This window comes from Pseudoflavonifractor sp. 60 (assembly GCF_009911645.1).
Classification (GTDB): domain Bacteria; phylum Bacillota; class Clostridia; order Oscillospirales; family Oscillospiraceae; genus Lawsonibacter.
Window position 1 is genome coordinate 1 of the sequence record NZ_QWKI01000032.1, and the last position, 25,429, is coordinate 25,429.

Here is a 25,429-nt window from a genome sequence, read left to right on the forward strand (position 1 = left end):
AGTATCCTCCAAAGTACCGAAATGCGTTCTGATTGCACCGTATCGCGGCTACCATACCCACCAGCTTTTCCTCATAGGTTCGGTTGAGCGCCCGGCTGCTGAGGGGAGGATGCAGAGTTTCCATCTGGTAGGAGAACCGCTGAAACGCGCGAAGCAGCTCCGCCTGAGGGCCCCGATACACCACAATGGCGCAGCGGGTCCGCTCATGGACGGTGGCGTGGAGGACCTGGGGCAGGCCCTGGAGATAGCACTCCAGCAGATCGGCCTGCTCCGGGGACATCCGGGATTGGGCCAGCTGAACCCGGATGCGGCCCCGGTTTTTGTGTTTGATGATGATGTTCATTGTAACCCCCAAAGAAAAAGGACGGGGGCCGCAGCCCCCTGTCCTGTGTGTGGATCAGGTCTCCTCTGTCGGTTCAGAGGCGTCCGCAGCTTCCTCCTCCGCCCGCTGGGCGTTCAGGTCCTTGGCCGAGGCCAGGATATCGGCGGCATTTTCCTGCACCGTGGTCACGGTCTCCATGACCGACTCCTTCATCCGCAGAGCGGCGGCTGTGGCGTGGGTATAGGCTTTTTTGGCGTCCCGGCTGGACAGCAGCTTCAGTCCGGCGGAGCCGAACAGAACCCCGCCTGCGAAGACGGCCAGATTTTTGACACACTTATCACAATCCATAAAATCTCCTCCTGATTTTCTGCCTTGCTCACTTGTGCTTGTACCCAGTGAGCATTACCATAACCATACAAAAGACGGCGCCCCAGGCCCAGAACCGGTGCTGCTTCATTGAAATCACCTCCATCTGACGGAGAGCCGCCCTTTTTGCCGGCGGGAATGGATGCCGGCCTGCAATATATGGATTATATCGGTCAAAAACCCGGGGAGTCAAGACGAACTGTGGGCATTTATTTCACCGTGCTCCGGGTCCGCCAGCGCCTGCATCAGCTTGCGAAAGCTCTCCTCACTGATGGCGTACTCCATGCGGCAGGCGTCCTGCTCGGCGACATCCGGCGCAACGCCTGCCCCAATCAGCCACTGGGTAAAAAAGCGGTGTCTGGCATAAATTTTCTCCGCTGTCTCCCGCCCGGCCTCGGTGAAATACAGATAGCCGTCTCCGTCCCTGGTCAGGAAACCGCCCTGGAGCAGAAGCCGCAGTCCATGACTGAAGCTGGTCTTGGCAAAGCCCAGATACCGCGCCACATCCACAGCCCGGCCCCGCCCCATACGCTGCCCCCAAATCAAAACCGCTTCCAAATAGTCCTCCCCAGACGCGTGCAATTCCATATCCGATTCTCCTTTTATGCCGGCACAGCCAGCTGCTCAATGGGGATTCCCCGCTCAAACATGGCCACATAGCTCTGGATACACCTGCGGTAGCAGGCAAAGCACACCTGCATCTCCGCCGGGTCGCCGTAGGACTTCCAGAATCCGCAGCAGGTAAAGTTCCGCCCCCGATTTTCAATGAAGCCGATCACATCCCGGAGGGGGTAGCCCAGAAACAGGCCGATCTCGTGGGGAAATTCCGGCTGACGCTCCAGGCGGCGGGCCAGCTGCGGCAGCAGACTGTCCAGGTCCGTACCTGTGTAGCCCACATTCCGCAAAAACTCCTGGTGTGCGCCGCCGGACAGCAGCTGCTCCAGATGATTTCGCCGGTACACATAGATAATAGCTGAGCCCGCGCCGGGGCGCTCCAGGAGGATTTGGACGGTGAGGCCCAGAGGAGCCAGACGCTCATTCCACTGGCATACCTTCCGGCGGAGGACCTCCGGCGGGGAATGGTGAAAACAGAAGAGGCTCCCCGGCTTCATTCCGGCCAGCGTGGGGGCGCACTGCCGGACCAGCACAGCCTCAAAACTCCGGGATGTCCCCGCCCCCTGGCTTACCACGCCGCCAGCCTTCTGCCCAGCTCTTTACAGGCATCCTCGCCGGATGGATCCGGCGTTTCGTTGAGCATCAGCCCGTTTTCGTCCAGCAGGTAGGCTCCGGCGCTGTCGCAGCGGGCGCACCAGTCCCGCATCCACTGGCCGTCCCCCCAGCCGTAGGAGCCAAACAGGGCGATCCGCTTGCCGCTGAGAGCGCCCTCCAGCCCGGCAAACATGGGCTCAAACTCCATCTCCTCCAGTACCTCGCTGCCCATAGCGGGACAGCCGAAGGCCACGGCGCTGTAGCTGGTGAACTGTCCGGCGGAGAAGTCCTCGGGTCCCATCAGCTCCGCCTCGCCGCCGGCGGCCCGGACCCCCTCGGCGATGCAGTTGGCCATGGTCTCCGTGTTGCCGGTCCCGCTCCAGAATACAATTGCGATCTTGTTCATTTGGCACACTCCTTTATGGAATATTTTTGGTTGTAGTTAGTTAAAGCTAACTTTTGCGGGGAGAGAAGCCCCAAGGGGAGGGACCTTGGGGGGGAGAAAACAGGAGGTCATTGTGCCACAAAAGGTTAGTGCAAACTAACTGCGGAATTAAAATATCACATGCAGGGCGCTTTGTCAAGACCTCAGATCAATTTTGTTCCATCCTGCGCTGCCGCACCTTGGAAAAAAGCCCTCCAGTGCGCACGCTGGAGCCCTGCCGGCTGTGGAGTAGAGCAAAGGCGGGAAACTGGAAAAATATGTGGATCACTGAAACGAAATTTAAGGCGTTGTGTTGAAATTGATACCTACTTATGCTATAATACTTTGTTATATTATGTTCCGGCTATCGCAGAAAGGGGCATATATTACGACAAAACACAAAGACAGCTTGACTGTCAATGAATCAGGATGTTGGCAGTCAATTCTAAACATCCATGTGCGTAAGGCTTGCATGGCCTGTGCAGAGAGGCGGGTGAGAGTATGTACCTAAAAGCATTGGAAATCCAGGGCTTCAAATCCTTTCCCGATAAAACGGTGCTTACCTTCGGCGAGGATATCACCGCCATTGTGGGCCCCAACGGTTCGGGCAAGTCCAACATCTCCGACGCCATCCGCTGGGTGATGGGGGAGCAGTCCACCCGGGCCCTGCGGGGGGGGAAGATGGAGGACGTGATCTTCGGCGGCACCGCCAAGCGCAAGCAGACAGGCTACGCTGAGGTGTCCCTGGTGCTGGACAACACCTCCCACCTCTTCGACATGGAGGAGAGCGAGGTGATGGTGACCCGCCGGTACTACCGCTCCGGGGAGAGCGAGTACTATATTAACCGCCGCTCTGTCCGGCTGAAGGACGTGAACGAGCTGTTCATGGACACCGGTCTGGGCCGGGAGGGCTACTCCATCATCGGCCAGGGGCGCATTGACGAAATTCTGTCGGTAAAGTCCGCCGACCGCCGGGAGGTCTTTGAGGAGGCCGCCGGCATCTCCCGGTTCCGCCACCGGAAGGAGGAGGCGGAGCGGAAGCTGGAGCGTACCGACGAGAACCTGGTGCGCATCAACGACAAGATCTCCGAGCTGGAGCTTCAGGTGGAGCCCCTGCGGGAGCAGAGCGGGAAGGCGAAAAAATTCCTGGTGCTCCGGGACGAGCTGCGGGGGCTGGAGATTTCAGTGTGGCTGGACAGTCTGGAGCGCATCCGGGCCAGCAATATCAAGCTGGAGGCGGATTACCAGGAGGCTGCCCGGCGGAAGGAGGAGGTCAAAACCGCCCAGGAGAAGGCCTACGCCGCCGCCGAGCAGTTTTCGGAGGAGATGCACACCAAGGACGTGGAGGCCGACCGGCTGCGCTTTTCCATGCAGTCCCGGCAGGCCCAGGCCAACGAGCTGGAGTCGGCCATTGCGGTGTTGAAGAGCAGCATCCAGCACAATCTGGAGTCCGCCCAGCGCATTAAGGCCGACTTGGAGCAGCAGGAGGACCGGGAGGGATCTCTGGCCGGGCAGATTGCCCAGCGCAGGAGCCGTCTGGCGGAGATTGAGGAGCAGCTGGAGGCGGGCCGGGCCGCCCTGGAGGCCAAGAGCCGGGAGGCGGAGGAGGCCGCCCGCTCTGCGGGGACTCTGGCCCATGAGCTGGAGGAGCTGCGGAGCAAGGCTGACCTGGGCAGCGCCGGAGCCGCCGAGGCCAAAGCCCTGCTGTCCGCCCTGGCCGCCGCCGCCCAGGAGGTGATGGACCGGGACGAGACGGTGCGCCGGGAGGCCCACGAGCTGTCCGACCGCCTGGAGGAAGCCCAAAAGGAGGTCCGCACCGCCAAACGGAAGTACGACGACGCGGTGGAGGAGCGGGACGCGGTTAAGAATGTTATCCAGGGCTACCAGCTGCGCATGGAGTCCCGCCGGAAGAAGTGGGAGCAGACCAAGGACGCCCACATGAAGCTGCAAATGGAGGAGAACGCCCTCACCTCCCGCATCAAGCTCCTCTCCGAGATGGAGCGGGAACACGAGGGCTATACCCGGGCTGTCAAACTGGTGATGAACGAGGCCCAGCGGGGGACCCTGCAAAACATCCGGGGCCCAGTGGCCGACCTGCTGAAGGTGCCAGACCAGTACACCGTGGCCATTGAGACCGCCCTGGGCGGCGCCATGCAGAACATCGTGGTGGACCGGGAGGAGGACGGCAAGGCGGTCATCCAGTATTTGAAGCGCCGGGACGGGGGCCGGGCCACCATCCTGCCCGTCAGCTCCATCCGCCCGGGCTTTCTCCGGGACGCCGACCGCCTGCGCCAGGAGCCCGGCTTTGTGGGAGTGGGCGACCAGCTCATCTCCTTCGACCCCTATTATAAAAATGTGTTCTCCAATCTGCTGGGCCGGGTTGCTGTGATGGAGAACCTGGACGCCGCCATTGCCGCGGCCCGGAAATACGGCTACTCCTTCCGCATTGTGACCCTGGACGGCCAGGTGCTGAACCCCGGCGGGTCCATGACCGGCGGTTCCGCCAGCCGCAGTGCCGGAATTTTGAGCCGGGCCAACGAGCTGGAGCGGCTGAACAAGCAGCTCTCCGGCATTCAGGCCCGGCTGGAGGAGGGCAAGCGGGCCATGGCCGAGGCAGAGCGGGAGTCCACCGCCGCCAACTACCAGCTGGAGACCGCCCAGAGCCAGCTGCGCCAGTGGGAGGACGCCATTTTGAAGGCGGAGGGCGAGCTGTCCCAGCGCCGTACAGTGACCGCCGAGCTGGAGCGCCAGCAGGGGATACAGCAGGAGGAGCTGGAGCAGCTGAAAAGCCGGGCCGCCCAGATCGAGACCGACACCCAGGCCGCCCGGGCGCGCATCCAGACCCTGGAGGGGGAGACCGCCGCCCTGAAGAGCGAGGCGGAGGGCAAGGCCAAGGGGCAGAGCGAGGTCCAGGAGCGGTCTGCCCGCATCACCCAGGAGGCGGCCCAGCTCACCGCCGCCCAGGCCGCTCTGGAGGCGGAGCGGGAGGCGACTCGTTCCGGCCTGACGGAGCTGGAGGAGCTGAAGAAGAATATGGCAGGGGACCGGAACCAGAGCCGGGCCCTGATGGCAGACTACGAGGAGAAGAACGCCGGATTTACGGCGGAAATTGGAGAGAAAGAGGCCGCCCTCACCGCTCTCCTGGAGGAGAACCAGAGGCAGAACCAGGCCATTGCCCAGCTGAATCAGGAGAAGCTTGACCTGGAGGGCCAGCGGGTGAAGGCCACCAGAGAGAGCCAGTCCCTCAACGAGGAGCTGCTGCGCACCGAGGGGGAGGTCTCCCGCCTGGAGCAGAAGAAGGTGGCCGCCTCCCTGGAGGAGAAGCAGCTGCTGGACAAGCTGTGGGAGAACTACGAGCTCAGCCACGAGGCCGCCCGGCAGCAGCGGGTTGAGATTGAGTCGGTGCAGAAGGCCAGCCGCCGCATCGCCGAGCTGAAACGGGCCATCTCGGCTTTGGGCAGCGTGAACGTGGGGGCTATTGAGGAGTTCCAGCGGGTCAACGAGCGCTACACCTACCTCACCGACCAGCGGGACGATGTGGACAAGGCCAAGCGGGAGCTGGAGGAGATCATCGCCTCCATCACCAACGAGATGAAGACAATCTTCCAGCGGGAGTTTGACACCATCAACGAGGCCTTCGGACAGACCTTCCTGGAGCTCTTCGGCGGCGGCAAGGCGACCCTGGAGTTGGAGGACCCCGACGACATCCTCAACTGCGGCATCGAGATCAAGGTCCAGCCCCCGGGTAAGGCGCTGAAAATCATCACTTTGCTCTCCGGCGGCGAGAAGGCCTTTGTGGCCATCGCCCTGTACTTCGCCATTTTGAAGGTCCGGCCAACCCCCTTCGTGGTCATGGACGAGATCGAGGCCGCCCTGGACGACGCCAACGTGGTCCGCTTCGCCCACTATATGCGCACCATGTCCGCCAAGACCCAGTTCATCGTGATAACCCACCGCCGGGGTACCATGGAGGAGGCCGACGTGCTCTACGGCGTCACCATGCAGGAACAGGGCGTGTCCCGAATGCTCACCATCAATTTGAATGACGTGGAGAAGGAATTGAATATTAAATAGGGGCGCGCCCCTTTTGGCAGCGGGGGATGGGCCCTGCGGAGCAGGGCCCCCCAAGCGGCGAAGCCGCTTGCCCCCTTTGGCCAAGGGGGCCCCTGAGCGAAGCGAGGGCGGGGGATTGTCATCGGCAGACTATCTTCTATTTTAGATTTTAAGTCGAAGCAGTGCCAGCAAATCAATCCCCACCCGCTTCGCGGGAGCCCCTTTTCAAAGGGGCCCGCCCCTGCTGGCGCAGGGGTGAAAGGGTGGTGGACCGGGGGCGTCCCGTCCTACAGGCCGCTCTGGGATAGTTCCTGTCCGAAGTAGAGCCCAGCGAAGAAGGCTGCCCGTTCCTGGAGGTCGCCAATACTGTTTTCGGCGTCCTCCAGTTTGTGGAAAAGCTCCTGGACATGGGGATCAGGAACTGCCTGGCACTCCTGCCAGACCTGGTCCAGCAGTTTTTCCTGTGAAATTCGCTCTGGTATTTGCCGGTAAATCTGGTATGATAGGTCTTGCAGGTCCGGAATACTGTAGAGCATTTCTAAAATGTGGAAATCCATTTTGTACCTTCCTTATGTGTGAATATGTTCATATTATATACGGCAGTTTTTACTACGTCAAGTGGGAGTTTTAAAAATGAGTCAATTTTCTGATTCGCTGAAGTCGATTCGAAAGGAATCAAAAAAAAAGCAGCGAGAAGCTGCGGAATATTTGGGTATTAACCTTAGAACCTATCAAAATTATGAAGGTGGCAGAAGTGAGCCGTCCATTACTCAACTTATCAAGCTGGCCGACTTCTTCATGGTCAGTCTGGACGAGCTGGTGGGCCGGGACTGGATTGGAGGGTCATTTTGAACGAAAACGAGAAAAAGATCGGTGACTGGAAAGGGATCATTGGCGACATCCTTTTGATTGCGGTGCTGTTTGCGGGGGTCAAGCTTGTATTCTGGGGGCTGGGGGCGGCCATACACCAAGACATCCCGGACACTGCGCCGAGCGGATCCTTCTCTCAGAGCGCCGTCCAGAGCGGAGAGGCGGAGGCCCCCAGCTTCTGCGTCCACTGCGGCAGGGAGCTGCCGGACAGCTTCCAGTGGGGCCAGTTCTGCCCGTACTGCGGAAAGAAGGTGGAGTGATGGAAGCATTAAAATGTCTGCGCTGCGGCATGGAGATGGAATTTATGACCCGGGAAAAAATACAGCTGGGCCAGACAGGTCTATTCCTGGGCGGTCTGGACAATCTTCTGTCCGGCGCGCTGGAGACAGCCATTTTCAGCTGTCCCAAGTGCGGCAGGCTGGAGTTTTTCCGGGGGGATTTCTTCGACCGTGAGGGGGAGGAGGCCGGGCGCATCGCTCAGACCCGCTGTACCGGCTGCGGGATCCTCTATGAGATGGACTACCCCAAGTGTCCCCAATGTGGGGTCAAAAACGAAAACTGGTAAGAGAGGGAAGGACCTATGGGCTTTTTTGACAAGCTGAAAAAAATCAACATTTTTGCCGGCTTCGGCTCCGAGCTCACCGACGAGTTCTACGATGAGCTGGAGGAGTCGCTGATCCTGGCGGACACCGGCATGGACGTGACTTTGGAGCTGGTGGAGGAGCTGCGCCGCCGGGTCAAGCGGGAGGGCGTGAAGACGGTGGAGGGAGCCCGGGAGGTGATGGTAAACGTCATCACCGACACCCTCAGCGCGGGGGAGCTGGCGCTGAACCTGTCCACCAGGCCCTCGGTGGTGCTGTTCATCGGGGTCAACGGCGTGGGCAAGACCACCACCATTGGAAAGATTGGCCGCCAGCTCCGGGCCCAGCGGAAGAAGGTGCTCTTCTGCGCCGCCGACACCTTCCGGGCTGCCGCCGCCGAGCAGCTGACCATCTGGGCGGACCGGGCGGGGGTTGACATCATCAAGCAGCAGGAGGGGGCCGACCCCGCCGCCGTGGTCTTTGACGCCATGTCCGCCGCCAAGGCCCGGGGGTCCGACGTGGTGCTGGTGGACACCGCCGGCCGGCTCCATAACAAGCAGAACCTAATGAACGAGCTGAACAAAATCAGCCGGGTCATCGACCGGGAGCTGCCCGGCTGCGCCCGGGAGACCCTCCTGGTGCTGGACGCCACCACCGGCCAGAACGGGCTGATCCAGGCCAAGCAGTTTAAGGAGGCGGCGGGGATCACCGGCATCGTCCTCACCAAGCTGGACGGCACCGCCAAGGGGGGCATCGCCATCGCCATCGCCAAAGAGCTGGGGGTCCCGGTGAAGTACGCCGGGGTGGGCGAGGGCATCGACGACCTGCGGCCCTTCGACGCCCGGGAGTTCGCCCAGGCGCTGATCTGATTTTGTCCTCGCCGGACGGACCTTCTTTTCTTTGAAAAGACATAGAGTCCCTTAGTGAATACGGAGTATGAGCTTAGGGACTCTTAGTGCCGCGAAGCGGGAAAGAAGCAAAAGAAACTTTTTGGAAAAACTTCGTTTTTCCTCTCTGGGCCGGCATAAAAATTAATAGAATATCAATAGACAGAATGAGAAAATATGGTAGAATAAGGGGGAAGGCCGTATGAAACTGGTACTGGCCAGCAAGAACAGGAAAAAGCTGGTGGAGATGAACGACATTTTGTCCCACCTGGGAATTGAGGTCTGCTCTGAGGCGGAGGCCGGAGTTGACGTGGAGGTGGAGGAGACGGGGACCACCTTTGAGGAGAACTCCCTGCTCAAGGCCAGGGCCGTCATGGAGGCCAGCGGGCTGCCCGCCATTGCCGACGACTCCGGCCTGTGCGTGGACTGCCTCAACGGGGCCCCGGGGGTGTACTCCGCCCGCTACGGCGGCGAGGGGCTGGACGACGCGGCCCGCTACCGTCTGTTGCTGGAGAATATGCGGGGCCAGATGACCCGGGCGGCGAAATTTGTCTCGGTGATTACCTGCTGCTTCCCCAACGGGGATGTGATCTCCGCCCGGGGGGAGTGCCCCGGCACCATCGCCTACGCCCCCATAGGAGAGGGCGGCTTCGGCTATGACCCAGTGTTCTTTGTCCCGGAGCTGAAAAAGACCTTCGCTCAGCTGTCCGCTGACGAGAAAAACGCCATCTCCCACCGGGGCAAGGCGATTGAGGCGTTTCAGGTCAAGCTGGAGGAGTATTTGCATCAGTAGAGCGCACCCTGCAAAAATTGTGAAAAATGAGGATTTGAAATGGAATTGACAAGCAAACAGCGCTCCCAGCTGCGGGGACTGGCCAACAGCATTGACACCATCCTGATCGTGGGCAAGGAGGGCATCGGGGACAACCTGGTCAAGCAGGCCAACGACGCCCTGGAGGCCCGGGAGCTCATCAAGGGCAAGGTGCTGGAGAACTCCCTCCTCTCCCCACGGGAGGCGGCGGAGAAGCTGGCCCCCCTGACCCGGAGCGAAATTGTCCAGGTGATTGGAACAAAGTTCATATTATATCGCCCAAGCCATAAGAAGGACAAAAAGGATAAAATTGTCTTGGTGAGCGACAGGAAGCGACGGACGTAAGGAGGTGCGGCGCCGTGAGAAACAAGCAGCTCTTCCGCCGCTGGTGGTGGCTGGCCGGGGCGGCGCTGATGCTGGCGGGCTGGCTGCTCTTCTGGTATCTCCCCCGCCCCCTGACAAAAGTCGCCTGGCCTATATCTGAGCCAAAGACCAGGTACGGGTTTGAGGACAGAGAATTTGATGTCCGGCTGGATTCGAAGACGCTGGAGGAGGTCCTGGAGGGCTGCCAGGTCCGTCCGGCCTTCCGGGGCGACTATTTTCCCTATCAGACAAACACCGCCCCCTGTTCCGTCCGCTTTCTGGATGGGAGAGGGAGCCCCTGGGAGCTGGTAGCGGGCCCCGATTGGATGGTGTTCAACTCCGGCGGGGGGATTGTCTGGCCCGTTGTGAACAGCGGGGAGTGGTGGCCGGAGCTGCTTCATTGTGTCTTGTCCAGCGGAGGGACGGAGATAGAACCGTCTCCCCAGCCCTGAGCGTTCTGCATGTTCATTCTGAATGAAGAAGAGGGAGTGTCAGAAATGAAGATTGGAGTCTATGGCGGGACCTTCAACCCGCCCCATTTGGGACATTTGGCGGCAGCCCAGGCGGCCATCGACAGTCTGGGGCTGGATAAGCTGCTCATTATCCCGGCGGCCATCCCGCCCCACAAGGAGCTCCCCCCCGGGACCCCGACGGCGGAGCACCGGCTGGCAATGGCGGAGAAGCTGGCGGACGCCCTTCTGCTGCCGGACAAGGTGGAGGTGTCCGCCATCGAGCTGGACCGACCGGGTAAGAGCTACACCTCCGACACCCTGCTCGACCTGCGCCAGGAGTATCAGGACGGGGAGTTCTGGCTTCTTCTGGGGACGGACATGTTCCTGACCCTCCACAAGTGGCACGAACCGGAGCGCATTGTGAAGAATGCCAACCTGTGTACATTCCGCCGCAGTCCCCGGGACCGGGCGGAGCGCTTTGTGGCCCAGCAGGCATATCTGAAAGAGCGCTGGCCCTGGGTCAAGGTCAAGACCATTGAGATTCCAAATCTGGTGGACATCTCCTCAACCCGCCTGCGGGAGCTGCTGGTCCAGGGGGAGGGGGCCCAGTACCTGACTCCCGGCGTCTACGGGTACATTTTGCGCAATCAGCTCTACGGGACCCGCGCCGATTTAAAGCACCTGGATATCCCGGAGCTGCGGGCCTGCTCCTACTCCATGGTGCTGGAAAAGCGGGTGCGCCACATTCGGGGCACCGAGGAGGAGGCGGTCCGCCTGGCCCGGCGCTGGGGGGCGGACGAGACCATGGCCCGGCGGGCGGGCATCCTCCATGACTGCACCAAATACCTCACCGGGGAGGAGCACATCGCCATCTGCCGCCAGTACGGCGTGCCCCTGGACGAGCTGGAGCTCACCGCTCCCAAGCTGCTCCACTCCAAGACGGGGGCGTGTATGGCCCGGCATATTTTTGGAGAACCTGATGAGGTGTACGAGGCCATTTTCTGGCACACCACCGCCAAGGCGGATATGACGGTCCTGGAGAAGATACTCTATGTGGCCGACTACATGGAGCCCAACCGAACCTTTGACGGGGTGGAGCGCCTGCGGGAGCTGGCCTATCAGGACCTGGACAGGGCCCTCCTCCTGGGAGTAGAGACCACCGTCCAGGAGATGAAGGACCGGAATCTGCCCGTCCACCGCAATACGCTCCAGGCCCAGGCGTGGCTGCGGGAGCATGGAGTCACAACAGAAGGGTGAGACTATTGAGCGAGACAAACAAGCATCGTGGAAAACGGGAGGCCCCCTCCCCACTGGTCCGGTGGTGGCGGGGGTATCGGAACTGGGTTGCCGGGCTGAGCCGGGGACAGCGCATCCGCTACCGGGTGTGCCTGGGGCTGGGGATCACAGCGGCGGTGATTTTGGTGATTGCGCTGTGCCTGCGGTCCTGGATCAGACTGCCCGAGGTGCCCACCGTGCCGCCGGGACCTGTGGCGAACGGCTCCCAGATCACCCCGGGGGACCTGTCCGCAAACCTGCCCGGGGGGAACGGCCTGGAGTATGCGGGGGCGGAGCTGCCCCAGGTGACCCGAAGCGGTCAGAAGCCGGGTTACTATACCTTCCTCCTGGCCGGGCGGGACGTGGTCAGCGGGGCCACCGACACCATGATCCTCATCACCTACGACACCAAGGGCAAGACCATCAACGCCATCAGTCTGCTGCGGGACACCATGGTAAACACCTCAGCGAAAGCTGGGGCCCAGAAGCGGCTGAATGTGGTCTTTGCCCGGAACATGGGGGGGCGGAGCCTGTCTGAGAAGGAGCGGGTTGAAAACGGCATGACCGCCCTGAAACAGGAGGTGAGCAAGCTCACCGGTATCTACCCCAACTTCTATGTCTTGGTGGAGTGGGAGGCCATCGGCGAGCTGGTGGACGCCATCGGCGGGGTTGAGTTTGAGGTCCCCTTCGACATGGACTACGACGACCCCTATCAGGACCTGCACATCCACCAGAAGGCCGGCCTGCGGCTGCTCAGCGGACGGGACGCCATGGAGGTCATCCGTTTCCGGAAAAACAACAACGGGACCCACATCCTGGGGGACTCGGGCCGTACGCAGATTCAGCGGGACTTCCTCACGGCGGTCATCAAGGAGTGCCTCCAGCCGGATATTCTCCTGAAGCTGCCTGCCCTGGCCCAGATTTTTGTGGACAACGTGAGCACTGACCTGTCCATCGGCAACATTCTGGCCTTTGCCGAGTTGGCGGTGGGGATGGACATTGAAAACGGAGTTAAATTTGTGGCTATGCCCTTTGACAACACCTCCTACAAGGGCGCGGCCCTGGCTCTGGCCCGGCAGGACGAGCTGCTGGAGGTGCTCAACGACGGAATCAACCCCTACCAGGATGAGATCCAGGCCAGCGATTTGCAGCTGATGTACCGCAAGCGTGGGGGCGGCTACAACGTGACCAACGCCACACTGGCCGACCCCACCGTGGGGCAGGTCCCGGTGGCCAAGCCCAAGGAGGAGGAGCCCGCCCCGGAGGAGCAGGAACCGCCGGAGGGGGAGAACCCCGGCGGTGAAATCCAGCCCGGAGGAGATGTGGGCGATACCTCCCGGCCTGACGAGAATGGGGCGCCTGGGGATACCACTCAGCCCGGAGAGAGCGGGGAGTCCGGGGATACGTCTCAGCCTGGAGAGAGTGGGGAGTCCGGCGATATCTCCCAGCCGGGAGAGGATGCAAAGCCCGGCAACATCAGCGCCATTGACCCCAGTGAGATTTTCCCTGACCCGACCTCGGATGCCGCTCCTGTCATCGTGGAGCCGGAAAATGCCGGAGAGAGCAGCGCGGCGGCGTAAGGACAGCGGAAGTTCCTTCGGATGTGATTGAAATTGGGTATTGATTAAAAAGAGAGGAGAATACCATGGAATCTTATGAATTGGCGGTCCTGCTGGCCAGAGCGCTGGACAGCAAAAAGGGCGGAGAGATCAAGGTGCTGAAGACGGAGGGGCTGACGACCCTGGCGGACTACTTTGTCATCTGCACCGCCACCTCCAACACCCAGGTAAAGGCCATGTCCGACGCCTGCGAGGAGGCGGCAGAGGCCAACGGGGAGAACGCCCACCACATCGAGGGGCACCGGGGCGGCGCCTGGCTGCTGATGGATTTCTCCAGCGTTGTGGTCCACGTGTTTACCGACGAGGCCCGGAAGTTCTATGACCTAGAGCGGCTGTGGAGCGACGCGGAGGAGATCGACATTGCTAAGGTACTCGACGAGCTGCCCAGGCAGCAGAATTGGAGAAGCGCCCACTGATTCATTTCCACCATATACAAAAAACCCCCTGACGCAGATCACGGTGTCAGGGGGTTGGTTTATTGCGGTTATTTCGCTTCGATGATGCGCACCTGCTGGCCCACAGGGTCAACGTAGATGGTAAAGCTCTGGGAGTAGCCCTTGATGGCGGCCAGCCGGTCCTCGCCGGTGAGCCAGTTCTCCTGGGCGACCCGGTTGCTGCTGCTGCGGCAGTAGAAGCCCTCCACATCGTCGGCAATGCGGTAGGTCTCGCCCTTGGCGGTGACGTAGTTTGCGCCCTGACTCTCGAAGAAGTCGCTGCCTTTCACGCCGGTGATTTCGGTCAGCTTGATAACTCCGGTGAGGGTGTGCTGGCTCCCCTCGGTGTTGCCGATGGGGGTCCCCACAATAACGCCCACCATATCGCCGCTCTCTCCCGCATAGGTGGCGGCGCTGATGAAGCTGATCTCGCTGGAACCGTTGCGCAGGTACCAGGAGTGGCGCTGGGTGTCGGGGATGGTGTTGCCCTCCTCGTCCACGCCGCCCGGCTCACCGGAGTAGCCGCCCACCATCATGCCGTAGATGTAGGCGCTGCCGGTGACCTCCCGGAGGACAATGTAGTCCACCACGTTGGAGCTGTTCATGTGGTAGGCGTAGATATTGGCTACCTCGATCTGCTCCATGGTCAGAGTGCTGAGGCTGATGGGCACGGTGGCCCCGCTGCTCACCCGTTCGAAGATGCGCACGCCGGGGGAGACATTGTAGCTGCCCAGCTTCATGGAGGAAATCTGGAAGGCCCCAGGGGCGCGGTTCTCAGACAGCCGTCCGGCGCTGAGGTGGTCGCTGCCCGCAGTGATGACGGCCAGCTGGCCCTGTAGGTTGTCGCCGTTGGTGATGGTGCCGCTGAGGGTCATAGTGCCCCCGTTGGGCAGGAAGATCTTGGCGGAGCCGCCTTCCACTACGCCCACCGCAGTGGAGCGGGTCTGGGGGGAGGAGGGGAGGATGCCGGCCACCTTGCCGTCGGCGGTGAGGAGAAGGGAGACGCTGTCGCCGGGCTTCAGGTCGCCGATGGTATCCCAGGCGCTCTCCAGGACCTGGAACTCGTTGCCCACCACACTGAGGGTCTGGGGAGTCTTGGCGGAGGGCTTAGGGTCGGCGTAGGTGGCGGTGATGCGCAGGTCGGACACCACCAGGGTGTTGGTCATCTGGTCGTAGGTGACCACGTCGTAGGGCTTGATATCGGACAGGCCCACGCTCTGGCGGTTCTTAACAATCTTAAAGTCGGTGACGCCGCCGGTGAGCTTATGGAAGGAGGCGGCAGTGGCCCGCTCCAGAATGACCACCGCGTCGGAGTCCGCCGTGGTGACGGTGCTGGTGGCGTAGACGGCCACCACCTTGCCCTTCTCGGAGTAGAGCATCAGCTGAGTCCCGGCGTAGAGGGTCGTATAGGCGTCCAGATAACTGGTGCTCTGGCCGGCGGAGGCGGTGTACACTGGGGTACGGGCGGAGATGGTGTATTGGGCCCCCTTCACGTCCTTCACCGAAGTAGACTGGGCGTCGCCGGACAGGGTTATGGAGACAGCGGTGGAGTCATCGGGGATGAAGGTGACGATCTCCTCCTTGTCGTTGAGAACCAGGTTCCCCCGCTTGCCCTGGAGGGAGGCGGGATTGCCATCCCCGTGGGCGGGGAGGTAGGCCTCGGAGTTCTGGTTGCTGGAGGTGCGGATGGCCCCCCGGGTGCTGCCGTCGTCGGTCTCCACGTTGACGGCCAGGATGATGGTCTTCTCCGGGAGGACGGTGCCCAGGCTCTCATAGTATACCTTGCCGTCCACGTCCTTGCACTTCAGAGCGTTGACAAAGAGCTGGGCGGCCTGGGCCCGGTTGATGCCGGCGCTGTAGTCGGCGGGCAGCCCGGCGGTGAGCCCGATGGAACCGGCCAGATTCATAAAGCCCTGGGGCCACACCGCGCCGGTCTGCTGGCTGGTGTAGCGCAGAGCCCGAAGGAGAATGGTCACCGCCTCGGCCTGGCTGATGGTGCTGTCGGGCTGGAACCGACCGTCGCCCACCCCGGAGATGAGGGGAATGTCCTTGTCCCCCTCCTTCACGGGGCTGTAGGAGGCCGCCAGATTCACATAGCTGCGGGCCCAGTGGTCTCCCTTCACGTCGGAGAAGATGGTGCGGGTGGCGTACTGGGCCACCTCGTCTCCCTTCTGGAGGAAATTGATCACCATAGTACAGAATTGAGCCCGGGTCAGGGTTCCGTCCGGATTAAAGCGGCCGTCCCCTGTGCCGGTGACAACCCCCATCAGCCGCAGAATGTCCGCGTTGACGGCGGTGGTGCTGTCCGAGATGTCGCCAAAGGAGGAGGGCGCAGCCGGCGCGGGCAGCACCAGCAGCGCCAGAGCCAGCGCCGCTGTCAAAATGGCCGCCGTCAGCCGTTTTGTATTTCTCATAGAATTTCTCACCTTTCTTTGTTGGTTGCCGGTAGGATTGTGGAGAGATTCGCTCCGCCAGGGTTCCCGCGAAGCGGATGGGGATTGACCGTCAGAAGTAATTCTAAGGTCCCGAAGTTGTGCGTTGTAGGACGACAATCCCCCGCTGGCGGCTGACGCCGCGTATCAGTCTGCCCGCAGGGCCTCCACCGGCTGGAGCCCGGAGGCTTTCACAGCGGGGTACATACCGAAGATGACGCCCAGCACCACCGAGAAGAGGAAGGCTCCCAGTACAATACTCTGGGCGGGCCAGAGGATCATGCCGTTGAGGAGGAACTTCCCCGCGATGAGGGAGCCCATACACCCGATAATGATGCCCAGGATGCCGCCGATGCCGCAGATGACAGCGGCCTCAATGAGGAACTGGGCAATGATGGACCGCCGCTCCGCGCCGATGGCCTTGCGGATGCCGATCTCCCGGGTGCGCTCGGTGACGGTGACCAGCATAATGTTCATAATGCCGATGCCGCCCACAATCAGGGAGATACAGGCGATGCCTCCCATGACCAGGGTCTGCATTCTGGCGTATTCCTGCCGGCTCTCCTGCCAGGTGTTGTTGCTGTAGGCGTTGCCCCAGCCCCCCTGCTGCATTCCGTTTTCGTCAACGGGAAACATGCCGTCCAGAAAGCCCTGGATGCGGGTCGTTACCTCACTGGTGGCAGCGCTGGTGGCGCATTTCACCTTCCATCTGCTGATGGTCTGATTCTGGTTCAGGGTACGGTTTACCGTGTAGGGCAGGAGGACCACATTGTCTACCTCCTCCCAGCCCTCCACCGACTTGGACTGATACCAGCCAATGACCAGGTAGGGCAGGCCGTTGATGGTGATGGTCTCACCCAGGGGGTCGGTGTAGTTAAACAGCTTCTCCTTGATGCCGGCCCCCAGGACGCAGACGTTGTTCTCCTTCTCAATGTCCAGGAAGGACAGCTCCCGCCCGTCGGCCAGCTCATAGTTATTGCAGATGCCGTAGGAGTCGTTGCCCAGTACCACCTGGATCATATCCTCATAGGTCTCCCAGTTGTTGGTGGAATAGCTTTTGCCGCCGTAGCGGACGATCATCTCGTTCCACAGCTGGATATCCGGGGAGATACCCACCACCAAGCTCTTGTCCAGGGCGGCCACATACTCGTTGAGGATGGCGTCCATGTCCTGGCCCGTCCAGGAGCTGGCGTTGACCTGCACGATATTGTTGCCCTGCATCTCCATATAGGCCATCTGCTGCTTGTTCTGGCCCGCCACCACCGACACCATGATAACCACTGAGGCCACGCCGATGATAATGCCTAACATGGTGAGGAAGGACCGGGTCTTTTTCACATAGATGGATTTGAAGGCCATTTTAAAGGCCTGTACTAAATTCATACTGCCGCCTCCTTTATCCGCTCATCGGAGACGATCCTGCCGTCGGTCAGCCGCACCCGGCGGCGGGCCTGGGCGGCGATGCCGTCGTCGTGGGTGATCAGGATGATGGTGGAGCCCTCCGCATTGAGCTGGCGGAGGATCTCCAGCACGTGCCGCCCCGTTTTGGAGTCCAGCGCGCCGGTGGGCTCGTCGGCCATAATGATAGGGGGACGGGTTGCAATGGCCCGGGCAATGGCAACCCGCTGCTGCTGGCCGCCGGACATCTCACTGGGGCGGTGGTGGGCCCGGCTGTCCATACCCACCCGGGCCAGCGCCTCCATGGCCCGGTCCTCCCGCTCGAAGACGGACACCCCCTGGTAAATCAGGGGCAGGGTCACATTCTCCAGGGCGTCCAGCTCCTGAATCAGGTTGTAGCCCTGAAAGATGAAGCCGATTTCCCGGTTGCGGATACGGGCCAGCTGGCGGTCGGTCAGGTCGGTGACCTCGGTGCCGTCCAGCAGATAGGTGCCGTAGGTGGGGATATCCAGGCAGCCCAGCACGTTCATCATAGTGGACTTGCCGGAGCCCGACTGGCCCACAATGGCCACGAACTCGCCCCGGTCGATCTGGAGGGAGACGCCGTCCAGGGCCCGGACCTCGCTCTCCTTCCCCTCGTTGTAGATTTTGAAGATATCCTGTATTTCAATCAGCATGGGAGCGCCCCCTTAACCGATCATGATTCCGCCGCCCATGCCGTTCTCCTGGCCGGTCCCGCGGCCGGTGAAGACGGTGGTGCCCATCTCCAGGCCCTCAGTGATCTCGCAGTTGTAGGTGTCGGACAGTCCGGTGGTCACTGGCACCGGCCAGAAGCCCTCCTCGGCGGTGGGCATATCGGTCCCCATGCTCTCCGGGTCCAGCTCCACCGCGTTGTCCGGCTGGGCATCGGCCTGGATGAAGACCACCGTCTGGGGGTTGCCCTCCAGGTCGTTGACCCGCTTGATGCACTGGTTGGGCACGGTGATGCAGTCCACCGCCTCGGCGGTGACCAGTTTATAGTTCAGCCAGGAGCCGTTGTAGATGGAGCCGCCGGAGTTGTCCACCTCCAGGGTCACCGGGTAGGTGGTGGTTCCGGAGCCCACCTCACCCTGCATAGCCACGTTGGTGACGGTGCCCATCACCGGGTTGCCGTAGTCGTCGGTGAGCTCCATGGTCATGCCCGCCTGGATAAAGCCGATATTCCGGCTGTCTACCTGAATATCCACCACCATGGTAGTGGTATTGGAGATGGTAATGACGGTGTCACCCTCCTTCACGTCCTGGCCGGGAGTCAGGGTGCAGGAGAAGACCTGGCCGTCAATGGGGGCCACGGCGTTAAAGTTTTGCAGCCCCTCCTGGGCCTTGGTCACGTCCTCCTGGGCCTGGTCAATCTGCTCCTGCTTGGCCCGGATGTCTGACTCGATGGTGTCGGAACCCAGATAGAGCAGGGCCTCCCCCTCCTGAACGTCGGCGTAGTTGAGCAGGTTGCCCTGGCCCAGCACCGGGCCGCCCGCCTTGGTCTCCACGGTGCGGGTCTCGTAGAACTCAGTTTTGCCGTTCTCATAGGGGTAGATCCTTCCGCCGTCGGAGGCGGTGAGTACGGCGGAGGCGTCCATTTCGGCGGTGAGGGTTCCCGGATTGTCGAAGACGATGACTGCCTCAAAGTGGACCGCCCCCTCGGGGGATATGTAGCTCACCCGGTGGATCTCCTCCACCGTGCCGGAAAAGGAGCGCATTACGGCGGGAATGGATACGTCTACGCTCTGGCCGGTGTGGATCTCGTCCTCATAGGCGTAGCTGAAGTAGAGAGACAGCTTCAGCTTCCGGTCGTTGACCAAGGTCGCCACCTTGATCCCGGTGGTGATCTCCTGCTCGGGCTGGAACTCCTGCACATCCTGGAGCTTCCCGGCGAAGGGGGCCCGGACGGTCAGGTTGTCCATCTGCTTTTGCAGGTCGGCCATGTCCTTGTACAGGCTGTCCAGCTTCTCCTGGGCCTTTTGCAGGTTGTCCCGGGCGGCCTGACTGTCGATGGTGTACAGCGGGTCCCCGGCCCAGACGGTCTGGCCCACGGTGACGTAGACCTCCTGCACCGTGCCGGCGGCGTTGAGGGTGATGGCCGCCGACTCCTTGGGCACCGCGTTGCCGTAGCCCTGGACCACGCTCTGGATGGTGTTGAGCTGGGCCACGTCGGTGAGGGGCTGGCCCAGGGAGTTGTCCTCCCGGAAGACCAGATACCACATGCCAAAGCCCGCCCCGGCCACAATGGCCAGCAGTACCCCCAGGGCAATCAGCCGCTTTATCATCTTCTTCCTGCCCTTCCCCGAGGGCTTTTTTGCCGGGGGTCTGGGGGATGCGGCGGGTGGGGCCTCCTGTATGGCCGTATCCTGTACGGGGGCTGTTTCTTTTACTTCTGCCATAATGGTTTCCTCCATTTCAAAAACAGTACTGCCCGGGGCTGCTGTGCCAGTGGGCAGTCCCGCGTTTGTCCATCAGTCCCTATTATATGCCCCATCTCCTGAAATAGGCAATTACAGAGTGATTACAAATTCTTAAAGAATTTTTAAGATACGCCTATTTCCGGATTTTGAGAGCATGTCTATTTAATAGACGAAAAAACCCGAAAAAAAGTTCCGGGCTTCACGTGAAAATTTTTAATTTTATTCCAATGGCTCCCAAGTTACAGATATCGCTCTAAAATCAGCATGGTACGGCCCTTTTTGGACTGACCGGAGACCTCCTTCACCACAAACTTGCCCAGCCCCCGGCAGGAGATCACATCCCCCTGGGCCACCTGGCGGTCGGACTTGAGGCACTCCCGGTGGTTGACGGCAGCCCTGCCCGAGGCGATGAGCGCCGCCGCCTTGCTCCGGGACATGGAAAACCCGGCGGCGAGGACCGCGTCCAGCCGGAGGGCGGCCACCGTATCCCGGATGGTCTTCACCTGGGGCGGGATGGGGGTTAGCTCCGACAGGGGGATCTCCTCCAGGCGGATCCGCTGCCGCCCGGCTCCCTCCCACTGGGACAGGAGGATGGGCAGGGTCTCCCGCAGCACCGCCGCCTGACACAGCCCGGGCCGGGGCAGGAGGATGTCCCCCAGCAGCTCCCGCTCCAGCCCCAGCCCCATGAGGGAGCCCAGAATATCCCGGTGGGTCAGCCCGGCCTCCTCCGGGAAGCGGGCCTGAACGGCGGCCAGGTGCTCGTCCATGGTGAGGACCAGGTCCTCCGCCTCCTGCCAGGGGGCCAGGAACAGACAGATGCACCGCTCGCTGTCCGGATAGCCGCCCCAGAACAGATGCCGGGCCGGACCCCGGGCGCTGAGCAGACCGGTCACTGACGCCTGCTCCGCCGGAGAGAGAAAGGCGGTGCGGGCGGGGACCCCCCGGCTCTGGGCCTGCTCCAGCTTGTCCAGGACCCGGGCCAGAAGGATGCGCTCCTCCCCGCTGCGGGCACAGCGGTCCAGCAGTTCTTTTTTGGTCATCCCTGTCCTCTCCTCTCACACAAAATCCGCTGTGCCCCTTGACAAAACAGGGCTTTGCGGTATAATAGAAACAGAAGGGCGCTGTCGATAAGCGGTCAGCCCCCCGTGTGGTTAAAAGAAGTAACCGTAGCTTGGGGAAGCGAGGCGGTTACTTCTTTTTGTTATGAGCCGCAATGAAGAGACCGATAACACCAATGATAACGAGCGAATACTGAAACAGCTCCGAATATGTAACCATTGGACAGCCCCCCTTTCCTGAGATCAGGGGGCAGAAGCGCCCCCTGTCAGGGGACAAACCGCCTACCGTTATGAACAACGCGCCTTGAGTCCCATCTGGCTGATGGGCACACCTATTATATCCCAGCATATCCGGCATTGTCAATCATTCATTCCGCATACAAAGGAGGTTCCATGGGAAAATTTGACGGTCTGCTGCTGGCCAGCGACTTTGACGATACTCTGTACGGCCTGGACCTGCGCATTCCAGAGCGCAATCTGGAGGCCATCCGCTACTTCACCGATCAGGGGGGCCGCTTTGCCGTGGCCACCGGCAGAGCCCACCGCACCTTCGCCCCCTTTGCCCACCTGGTACCCATGAACGCTCCGGCGGTGCTGTCCAACGGCTCCGCCCTCTACGACTTCGCCCAGAACAAAATGATCTGCCAGACCTTCCTGCGCCCTCAGGCCCCCGCCGACCTGGAGGCGCTGGCCGAACAGTTTCCCGAGATCGGCTTTGAGGCCTACTTCGGCGAGGACATTTACGTCTTCCAGCCCAACACTGTCACCGACTCCCACATGGCCAAGGTGGGCACCGGTTATATCCAGTGTACGCGTATCGCGGACATCCCGGTTCCCTGGACCAAGGTGATCCTCCAGCAGGATTTCCCCTATCTGCAAAGGGTCCAGCGGTGGATGCTGCACACCTTCCCCGGTGCCTACGAGGTCATCTTCTCCAACCGGTATCTGCTGGAGATGACCGACTTCGGCAGCAATAAGGGGGGGATGGTCCAACGGCTGGCGGACCACCTGCACATCGCCCCGGGGCACGTCTACTGCGTCGGCGATAATCAGAACGACATTCCCATGCTGGCCCTGTCCGCCATCCCCTTTGCCCCCGCCAACTGCGCCCGGGAGGTGCAGGACTGGGGGGCCAGGGTGCTGTGCCACTGTGACGAGGGGGTCATAGGGGACATTGTGGCCCTTTTGGACGGGCTGTATTAGGCAACACCACAGAAAAAGGAGGCAAACCCATGGACGAACAGGAGCTGTCAGCGGGCCTGGCGCTGCTGGATTTTCTGGACCGGACCGCGGAGCACTGCCTGACCTCCTCTCCGGAGGTGCAGCCGCTGGAGCCGGAGACCCTCCGGCCCCAGGACGTGATCCTCTTCCGGGTCGACGAGATCACCTATGAAGAGGAGGCCCCCTGGAAGGAGGCGCTGGAGAATGTGATGAGCGCCGCCCGCATCCCCGGTGTAAATTTCGTCTACCTGCTGCTGGGCAGCGCCGCCGGAGTGCAGTTTTACTACGGGCTGTCCCGGGACTACTCCGCCCCCGCCCGGGATAACAGGCTGACCATTGCCGAGCTGGGCGGCAGTGTGCTGAAGGACAGCCTTGCGGGCAACTTCCGGGGCAGCCAGGTGACGGCGGTGGAGGACCAGGACGCCATCCTAGAGCGAATGCGCCGCATGAAGAAGGTGGCCCGCATTGAGGGGGTCGCCGGCAGCGTGAAGGACGACGAGCGCTTCCAGAGCGTGGACCGGCTGGTGGACGTGATGCAGGGGGACCCGGAGGGGCCGCTGGTCCGGCAGGGGGAGTTCTGCCTGCTGGTGGTAGCCAAGGCGCTGGACCAGGAGCAGATCGCCCGGCTGGAGGGGGACATCTGCCAGACCTACAACACTCTGGCCCCCCTTCTCCGGTGCGGGGTCCAGGAGGGACGCAGCCTGGGGGAGGGCAGGACGATCACCCAGACCCGGGAGGACAGCGACAGCACCGCCGAGACCGACGCTCAGACCCACTGCGAGCAGACTGCGGAGTCCTCCTCCTCGGGGAAGAGCCGGGACGTATCCACCGCCAAGGTCCATACCCACAACACCCAGAAGGACGACCGGAATACCGATACCAAGGCCACCAGCAAGAACAAACAGGACGTCACCCAGACGGTGAGCGGGAACCGCACGACCCAGAGCGTGGAGGCGGGGCAGGAGACCCAGGACAGAACGGTGGTCAATACCACCACCACCGGCGACCAGACCAACACCACGGTGGACGAGCGGACCACCAACAGCGCTGGGCGGACCACCAACACCTCTGACAGCCATGAGACGGGGACCCGGACCACCCACACCTCCACCCAGGGCCGCAGCGAGCAGACCAGCCAGAGCAGCGGCGTGACCCAGTCCCGCTCCCGGGAGTACCCCGACCGGCGGGTCCAGGAGTGGCTGAAGTACTGCGACGAGGTGATTTTGCCCCGCCTGGACTACGGCAGGGGCAAGGGGCTGTTCACAGCCGCCTGTTATGTTATGACCAACAGCGCCAGCGCCCTGATCAAGCTGGAGAACACCGCCCTGTCCCTCTACTCCGGCAAGGAGGGCAACCGGATCCCCCTGCGCGCCTTCCATCTGGAGGAGAAGGACCCCCAGCGCCGGGCGGCCTGGAACCTTCAGCTGCCCCAGGGGCGTTTTCTCCCGGGGACCGGCCAGCGCGCCGCCCGGGCAGTGCTCTCCCAGCCCCCTTCCGCACCGGAGGGCTTCCCTCTGGGCAACTGGATCACCACCAACGAGCTGGCCATGATTGCCGGCCTGCCCCGGAAGGAGGTGGTGGGGATGCGCCTGCGGGAGGAGGTGGAGTTCGGCCTGAACTGCCCCCTGCCTCGGGAGGAGGACCGCATTGAGCTGGGCCGCCTGGTCCAGAACGGCAAGGTGATCTCCGTGCCGGTGTACCTGGACAAGGGAGTTTTGGACAAGCACATCTTTGTGTCGGGGGTCACGGGCAGCGGCAAGACCACCACCTGTCAGAACCTTCTGCTGCGCAGCGGGCTCCCCTTCCTGGTTATCGAGCCTGCCAAGACCGAATACCGGAGTATGGCCGGCCATCCGGAGTGCGGGGAGATGATCGTCTTCACCCTGGGGGACGACCGGGAGGCCCCCTTCCGCCTCAATCCCTTTGAGCTTCTCCCACGGGAGAGCATTACATCCCATGTGGACATGATGAAGGCCAGCATGGAGGCCGCCTTTGCCATGGAGGCCGCCATTCCCCAGCTCATTGAGGAGACCCTCTACCGCTGCTATGAGAACTTCGGCTGGGACATTGCCACAGGCCGGAACACCAGGTACCCCGACCCCTTTGCCCCCGGTGTGTACCCCTTCCCCCAGCTGAGCGACTTCCTCCAGGTCATCCCCAAGGTGGTGGAGGAGCACGACTTTGACGAGCGGCTGAAAAAGGACTACACCGGCTCCCTCACCGCACGCCTCAAGAATCTGACTCTGGGGGCCAAGGGGGCTATGCTGGACACCCCCCGGTCCATCGACTGGGATTCCCTGCTGGACCGGCAGGTGGTCTTTGAGCTTCAGGAGGTGCGCAGCGGCAGTGAGAAGTCGCTGATTATGGGCTTTATCCTCTCCGCCTTTAACGAGGCCGTGCGAGAGCGGTTCGAGCGCCGGGGACAGCGGCCCCACTCCCACATCCTCCTGGTGGAGGAGGCCCACCGCCTGCTCAGCCGGTACACCCCCGGGGACAGCGCCAACAAGAAGCACGGGGTGGAGATGTTCTCCGATATGCTCTCCGAGATCCGGAAATACGGGGAGTGCCTTATCATCGCCGACCAGATCCCCAACAAAATGGCGGAGGACGTACTGAAAAACACCAACACCAAAATTGTCCACCGCATTTTCGCCCAGGACGACAAGGAGGCCATCGGCAGCACCATGTCCCTCACTGGGGAGCAGAAGGGCTTTCTGTCCAACCTGGGGGCGGGGCGGGCCATCCTGTTCAGCGACGGCATGGGGCGGGCGGTCCAGGTGCAGGTGACCCCCAAGGGGGAGGAGCCCCGCCCTCTCTCCGGCGGCTGGCTGCGGGAGCGGGCCTTCCGCTATTACCTGGAGGAGTCCCATATCTTCATGACTCTGAAGACCGACCCCTTTGCCCTGCCGCCGGAACGCTGCCGGCGGGCGCTGGATTTGATCCGGCTGGATATCCCCACGAGGATCATTGAGAACAGCCTGACGTGGAACCCGGAGTGGGCCGCCCTGCTGGGGGAGCTGCTGGAGGAGGGGGCGGTGTCGCCGGAGGACCTGGCTCAGTGGACCATCCCCCACGGCAGACGGCTCTCCCGGTGGCTGGGAACCCCGGAGGAGGACCGGCTGCGCCAGGTACTCCAGGAGTTTTTCACCGCCTACCCCCAGGGGGACAAGGCGCTGGGGCGGGTCCCCATAGACCGGTACTTTTAAATAGACAACA

At 61.9% G+C, this 25,429-nt stretch carries 23 protein-coding genes and 1 pseudogene; 13 read left to right on the forward strand and 11 right to left on the reverse strand.

Annotation, left to right across the window (positions count from 1 at the left end):
- The 5 genes and pseudogenes from D1646_RS03545 to D1646_RS03565 form a co-directional block, all read right to left on the reverse strand.
- Positions 1 to 343, reverse strand: a pseudogene (locus D1646_RS03545) (hypothetical protein); the annotation flags it as partial.
- Positions 344 to 397: 54 nt separating this feature from the next.
- Entirely contained in the window at positions 398 to 670 is a 273-nt protein-coding gene (locus tag D1646_RS03550) for a DUF6110 family protein (RefSeq protein WP_160635123.1), read from the reverse strand.
- Between the two features lie 207 nt (positions 671 to 877).
- Positions 878 to 1,276 (reverse strand): metal-dependent transcriptional regulator, encoded by a 399-nt coding sequence (locus D1646_RS03555; protein ID WP_160635124.1) that lies wholly within the window; start codon positions 1,274 to 1,276, stop codon positions 878 to 880.
- A 14-nt stretch (positions 1,277 to 1,290) separates the two neighbouring features.
- Positions 1,291 to 1,878, reverse strand: a complete 588-nt coding sequence (locus D1646_RS03560; protein WP_347565124.1) for a DUF3793 family protein — start codon at positions 1,876 to 1,878, stop codon at positions 1,291 to 1,293.
- Positions 1,872 to 2,303, reverse strand: a complete 432-nt coding sequence (locus D1646_RS03565) for a flavodoxin (protein ID WP_160635125.1) — start codon at positions 2,301 to 2,303, stop codon at positions 1,872 to 1,874. Before D1646_RS03565 ends, D1646_RS03560 begins: the two co-directional genes overlap by 7 nt.
- A 519-nt stretch (positions 2,304 to 2,822) precedes the next feature.
- Here D1646_RS03565 and smc point away from each other — a divergent pair.
- Positions 2,823 to 6,395 (forward strand): chromosome segregation protein SMC, encoded by a 3,573-nt coding sequence (gene smc / locus D1646_RS03570; RefSeq protein ID WP_160635126.1) that lies wholly within the window; start codon positions 2,823 to 2,825, stop codon positions 6,393 to 6,395.
- Positions 6,396 to 6,661: 266 nt separating this feature from the next.
- Here the strand turns inward: smc and D1646_RS03575 are convergent, their stop codons facing one another.
- Positions 6,662 to 6,931 (reverse strand): hypothetical protein, encoded by a 270-nt coding sequence (locus D1646_RS03575; protein WP_160635127.1) that lies wholly within the window; start codon positions 6,929 to 6,931, stop codon positions 6,662 to 6,664.
- A gap of 76 nt (positions 6,932 to 7,007) precedes the next feature.
- On the opposite strand from D1646_RS03575, the gene D1646_RS03580 reads away from it, so the two are divergent.
- The 10 genes from D1646_RS03580 (at position 7,008) to rsfS (ending at position 13,648) form a co-directional block, all read left to right on the forward strand.
- A complete protein-coding gene (locus tag D1646_RS03580) occupies positions 7,008 to 7,226 on the forward strand; it encodes a helix-turn-helix transcriptional regulator (RefSeq protein WP_160635128.1) in 219 nt (72 codons plus the stop codon).
- A complete protein-coding gene (locus tag D1646_RS03585; protein ID WP_160635129.1) occupies positions 7,223 to 7,504 on the forward strand; it encodes a zinc ribbon domain-containing protein in 282 nt (93 codons plus the stop codon). Before D1646_RS03580 ends, D1646_RS03585 begins: the two co-directional genes overlap by 4 nt.
- Positions 7,504 to 7,809 carry a hypothetical protein gene (locus D1646_RS03590; RefSeq protein ID WP_160635130.1) on the forward strand — a complete coding sequence of 102 codons (306 nt, stop codon included), beginning with the start codon at positions 7,504 to 7,506 and terminating at the stop codon, positions 7,807 to 7,809. The genes D1646_RS03585 and D1646_RS03590 overlap by 1 nt, the downstream gene beginning before the upstream one ends.
- 15 nt (positions 7,810 to 7,824) lie before the next feature.
- The gene (ftsY, locus tag D1646_RS03595) at positions 7,825 to 8,694 is read left to right on the forward strand and encodes a signal recognition particle-docking protein FtsY (RefSeq protein WP_160635131.1); all 870 of its coding nucleotides are present in this window, start codon (positions 7,825 to 7,827) and stop codon (positions 8,692 to 8,694) included.
- Between the two features lie 220 nt (positions 8,695 to 8,914).
- Positions 8,915 to 9,505, forward strand: coding sequence for an XTP/dITP diphosphatase (locus tag D1646_RS03600; protein WP_160635132.1), 591 nt, complete (start codon positions 8,915 to 8,917; stop codon positions 9,503 to 9,505).
- Positions 9,506 to 9,544: 39 nt separating this feature from the next.
- The gene (locus tag D1646_RS03605; RefSeq protein WP_160635133.1) at positions 9,545 to 9,868 is read left to right on the forward strand and encodes a YhbY family RNA-binding protein; all 324 of its coding nucleotides are present in this window, start codon (positions 9,545 to 9,547) and stop codon (positions 9,866 to 9,868) included.
- Positions 9,869 to 9,882: 14 nt separating this feature from the next.
- Positions 9,883 to 10,338 carry a hypothetical protein gene (locus D1646_RS03610; RefSeq protein WP_160635134.1) on the forward strand — a complete coding sequence of 152 codons (456 nt, stop codon included), beginning with the start codon at positions 9,883 to 9,885 and terminating at the stop codon, positions 10,336 to 10,338.
- Positions 10,339 to 10,383: 45 nt separating this feature from the next.
- On the forward strand, positions 10,384 to 11,595 hold the full coding sequence (gene nadD / locus D1646_RS03615; RefSeq protein WP_160635135.1) for a nicotinate (nicotinamide) nucleotide adenylyltransferase: 1,212 nt from the start codon (positions 10,384 to 10,386) through the stop codon (positions 11,593 to 11,595).
- Positions 11,596 to 11,600: 5 nt separating this feature from the next.
- On the forward strand, positions 11,601 to 13,193 hold the full coding sequence (locus D1646_RS03620) for an LCP family protein (RefSeq protein WP_160635136.1): 1,593 nt from the start codon (positions 11,601 to 11,603) through the stop codon (positions 13,191 to 13,193).
- 65 nt (positions 13,194 to 13,258) lie between these two features.
- Entirely contained in the window at positions 13,259 to 13,648 is a 390-nt protein-coding gene (gene rsfS, locus D1646_RS03625; RefSeq protein ID WP_160635137.1) for a ribosome silencing factor, read from the forward strand.
- A gap of 68 nt (positions 13,649 to 13,716) precedes the next feature.
- On the opposite strand, the gene D1646_RS03630 is transcribed toward rsfS, so the two are convergent.
- The 5 genes from D1646_RS03630 to D1646_RS03650 all read right to left on the reverse strand — a co-directional run bounded on the left by D1646_RS03630 (position 13,717) and on the right by D1646_RS03650 (position 20,974).
- Entirely contained in the window at positions 13,717 to 16,080 is a 2,364-nt protein-coding gene (locus tag D1646_RS03630) for an S-layer homology domain-containing protein (protein ID WP_160635138.1), read from the reverse strand.
- A 165-nt stretch (positions 16,081 to 16,245) separates the two neighbouring features.
- Positions 16,246 to 17,481: an ABC transporter permease gene (locus D1646_RS03635; RefSeq protein WP_160635139.1), complete on the reverse strand. Its 1,236-nt coding sequence runs from the start codon at positions 17,479 to 17,481 to the stop codon at positions 16,246 to 16,248.
- Entirely contained in the window at positions 17,478 to 18,173 is a 696-nt protein-coding gene (locus D1646_RS03640) for an ABC transporter ATP-binding protein (RefSeq protein WP_160635140.1), read from the reverse strand. The genes D1646_RS03635 and D1646_RS03640 overlap by 4 nt, the downstream gene beginning before the upstream one ends.
- A gap of 12 nt (positions 18,174 to 18,185) precedes the next feature.
- Complete coding sequence (locus D1646_RS03645) at positions 18,186 to 19,913, reverse strand: HlyD family efflux transporter periplasmic adaptor subunit (RefSeq protein ID WP_160635141.1); 1,728 nt, start codon at positions 19,911 to 19,913, stop codon at positions 18,186 to 18,188.
- Between the two features lie 260 nt (positions 19,914 to 20,173).
- Positions 20,174 to 20,974: a YlmH/Sll1252 family protein gene (locus tag D1646_RS03650; RefSeq protein WP_160635142.1), complete on the reverse strand. Its 801-nt coding sequence runs from the start codon at positions 20,972 to 20,974 to the stop codon at positions 20,174 to 20,176.
- Positions 20,975 to 21,385: 411 nt separating this feature from the next.
- Between D1646_RS03650 and D1646_RS03655 the strand changes: the two genes are divergently transcribed.
- Both D1646_RS03655 and D1646_RS03660 read left to right on the forward strand, forming a co-directional pair.
- Positions 21,386 to 22,195 carry an HAD-IIB family hydrolase gene (locus D1646_RS03655; protein ID WP_160635143.1) on the forward strand — a complete coding sequence of 270 codons (810 nt, stop codon included), beginning with the start codon at positions 21,386 to 21,388 and terminating at the stop codon, positions 22,193 to 22,195.
- 29 nt (positions 22,196 to 22,224) lie between these two features.
- A complete protein-coding gene (locus D1646_RS03660) occupies positions 22,225 to 25,419 on the forward strand; it encodes an ATP-binding protein (protein WP_160635144.1) in 3,195 nt (1,064 codons plus the stop codon).
- Positions 25,420 to 25,429: the final 10 nt, after the last annotated feature.

Coding starts and splice junctions, on each gene's coding strand:
- D1646_RS03590 (WP_160635130.1), top strand. CDS start 7,504: ATGGAAGCATTAAAATGTCTGCGCTGCGGCATGGAGATGGAATTTATG.
- D1646_RS03580 (WP_160635128.1), top strand. CDS start 7,008: ATGAGTCAATTTTCTGATTCGCTGAAGTCGATTCGAAAGGAATCAAAA.
- D1646_RS03575 (WP_160635127.1), bottom strand. CDS start 6,931: ATGGATTTCCACATTTTAGAAATGCTCTACAGTATTCCGGACCTGCAA.
- D1646_RS03600 (WP_160635132.1), top strand. CDS start 8,915: ATGAAACTGGTACTGGCCAGCAAGAACAGGAAAAAGCTGGTGGAGATG.
- smc (WP_160635126.1), top strand. CDS start 2,823: ATGTACCTAAAAGCATTGGAAATCCAGGGCTTCAAATCCTTTCCCGAT.
- ftsY (WP_160635131.1), top strand. CDS start 7,825: ATGGGCTTTTTTGACAAGCTGAAAAAAATCAACATTTTTGCCGGCTTC.
- D1646_RS03655 (WP_160635143.1), top strand. CDS start 21,386: ATGGGAAAATTTGACGGTCTGCTGCTGGCCAGCGACTTTGACGATACT.
- D1646_RS03635 (WP_160635139.1), bottom strand. CDS start 17,481: ATGAATTTAGTACAGGCCTTTAAAATGGCCTTCAAATCCATCTATGTG.
- rsfS (WP_160635137.1), top strand. CDS start 13,259: ATGGAATCTTATGAATTGGCGGTCCTGCTGGCCAGAGCGCTGGACAGC.
- D1646_RS03550 (WP_160635123.1), bottom strand. CDS start 670: ATGGATTGTGATAAGTGTGTCAAAAATCTGGCCGTCTTCGCAGGCGGG.
- D1646_RS03565 (WP_160635125.1), bottom strand. CDS start 2,303: ATGAACAAGATCGCAATTGTATTCTGGAGCGGGACCGGCAACACGGAG.
- D1646_RS03645 (WP_160635141.1), bottom strand. CDS start 19,913: ATGGCAGAAGTAAAAGAAACAGCCCCCGTACAGGATACGGCCATACAG.
- D1646_RS03605 (WP_160635133.1), top strand. CDS start 9,545: ATGGAATTGACAAGCAAACAGCGCTCCCAGCTGCGGGGACTGGCCAAC.
- D1646_RS03555 (WP_160635124.1), bottom strand. CDS start 1,276: ATGGAATTGCACGCGTCTGGGGAGGACTATTTGGAAGCGGTTTTGATT.
- nadD (WP_160635135.1), top strand. CDS start 10,384: ATGAAGATTGGAGTCTATGGCGGGACCTTCAACCCGCCCCATTTGGGA.
- D1646_RS03660 (WP_160635144.1), top strand. CDS start 22,225: ATGGACGAACAGGAGCTGTCAGCGGGCCTGGCGCTGCTGGATTTTCTG.
- D1646_RS03650 (WP_160635142.1), bottom strand. CDS start 20,974: ATGACCAAAAAAGAACTGCTGGACCGCTGTGCCCGCAGCGGGGAGGAG.
- D1646_RS03640 (WP_160635140.1), bottom strand. CDS start 18,173: ATGCTGATTGAAATACAGGATATCTTCAAAATCTACAACGAGGGGAAG.
- D1646_RS03630 (WP_160635138.1), bottom strand. CDS start 16,080: ATGAGAAATACAAAACGGCTGACGGCGGCCATTTTGACAGCGGCGCTG.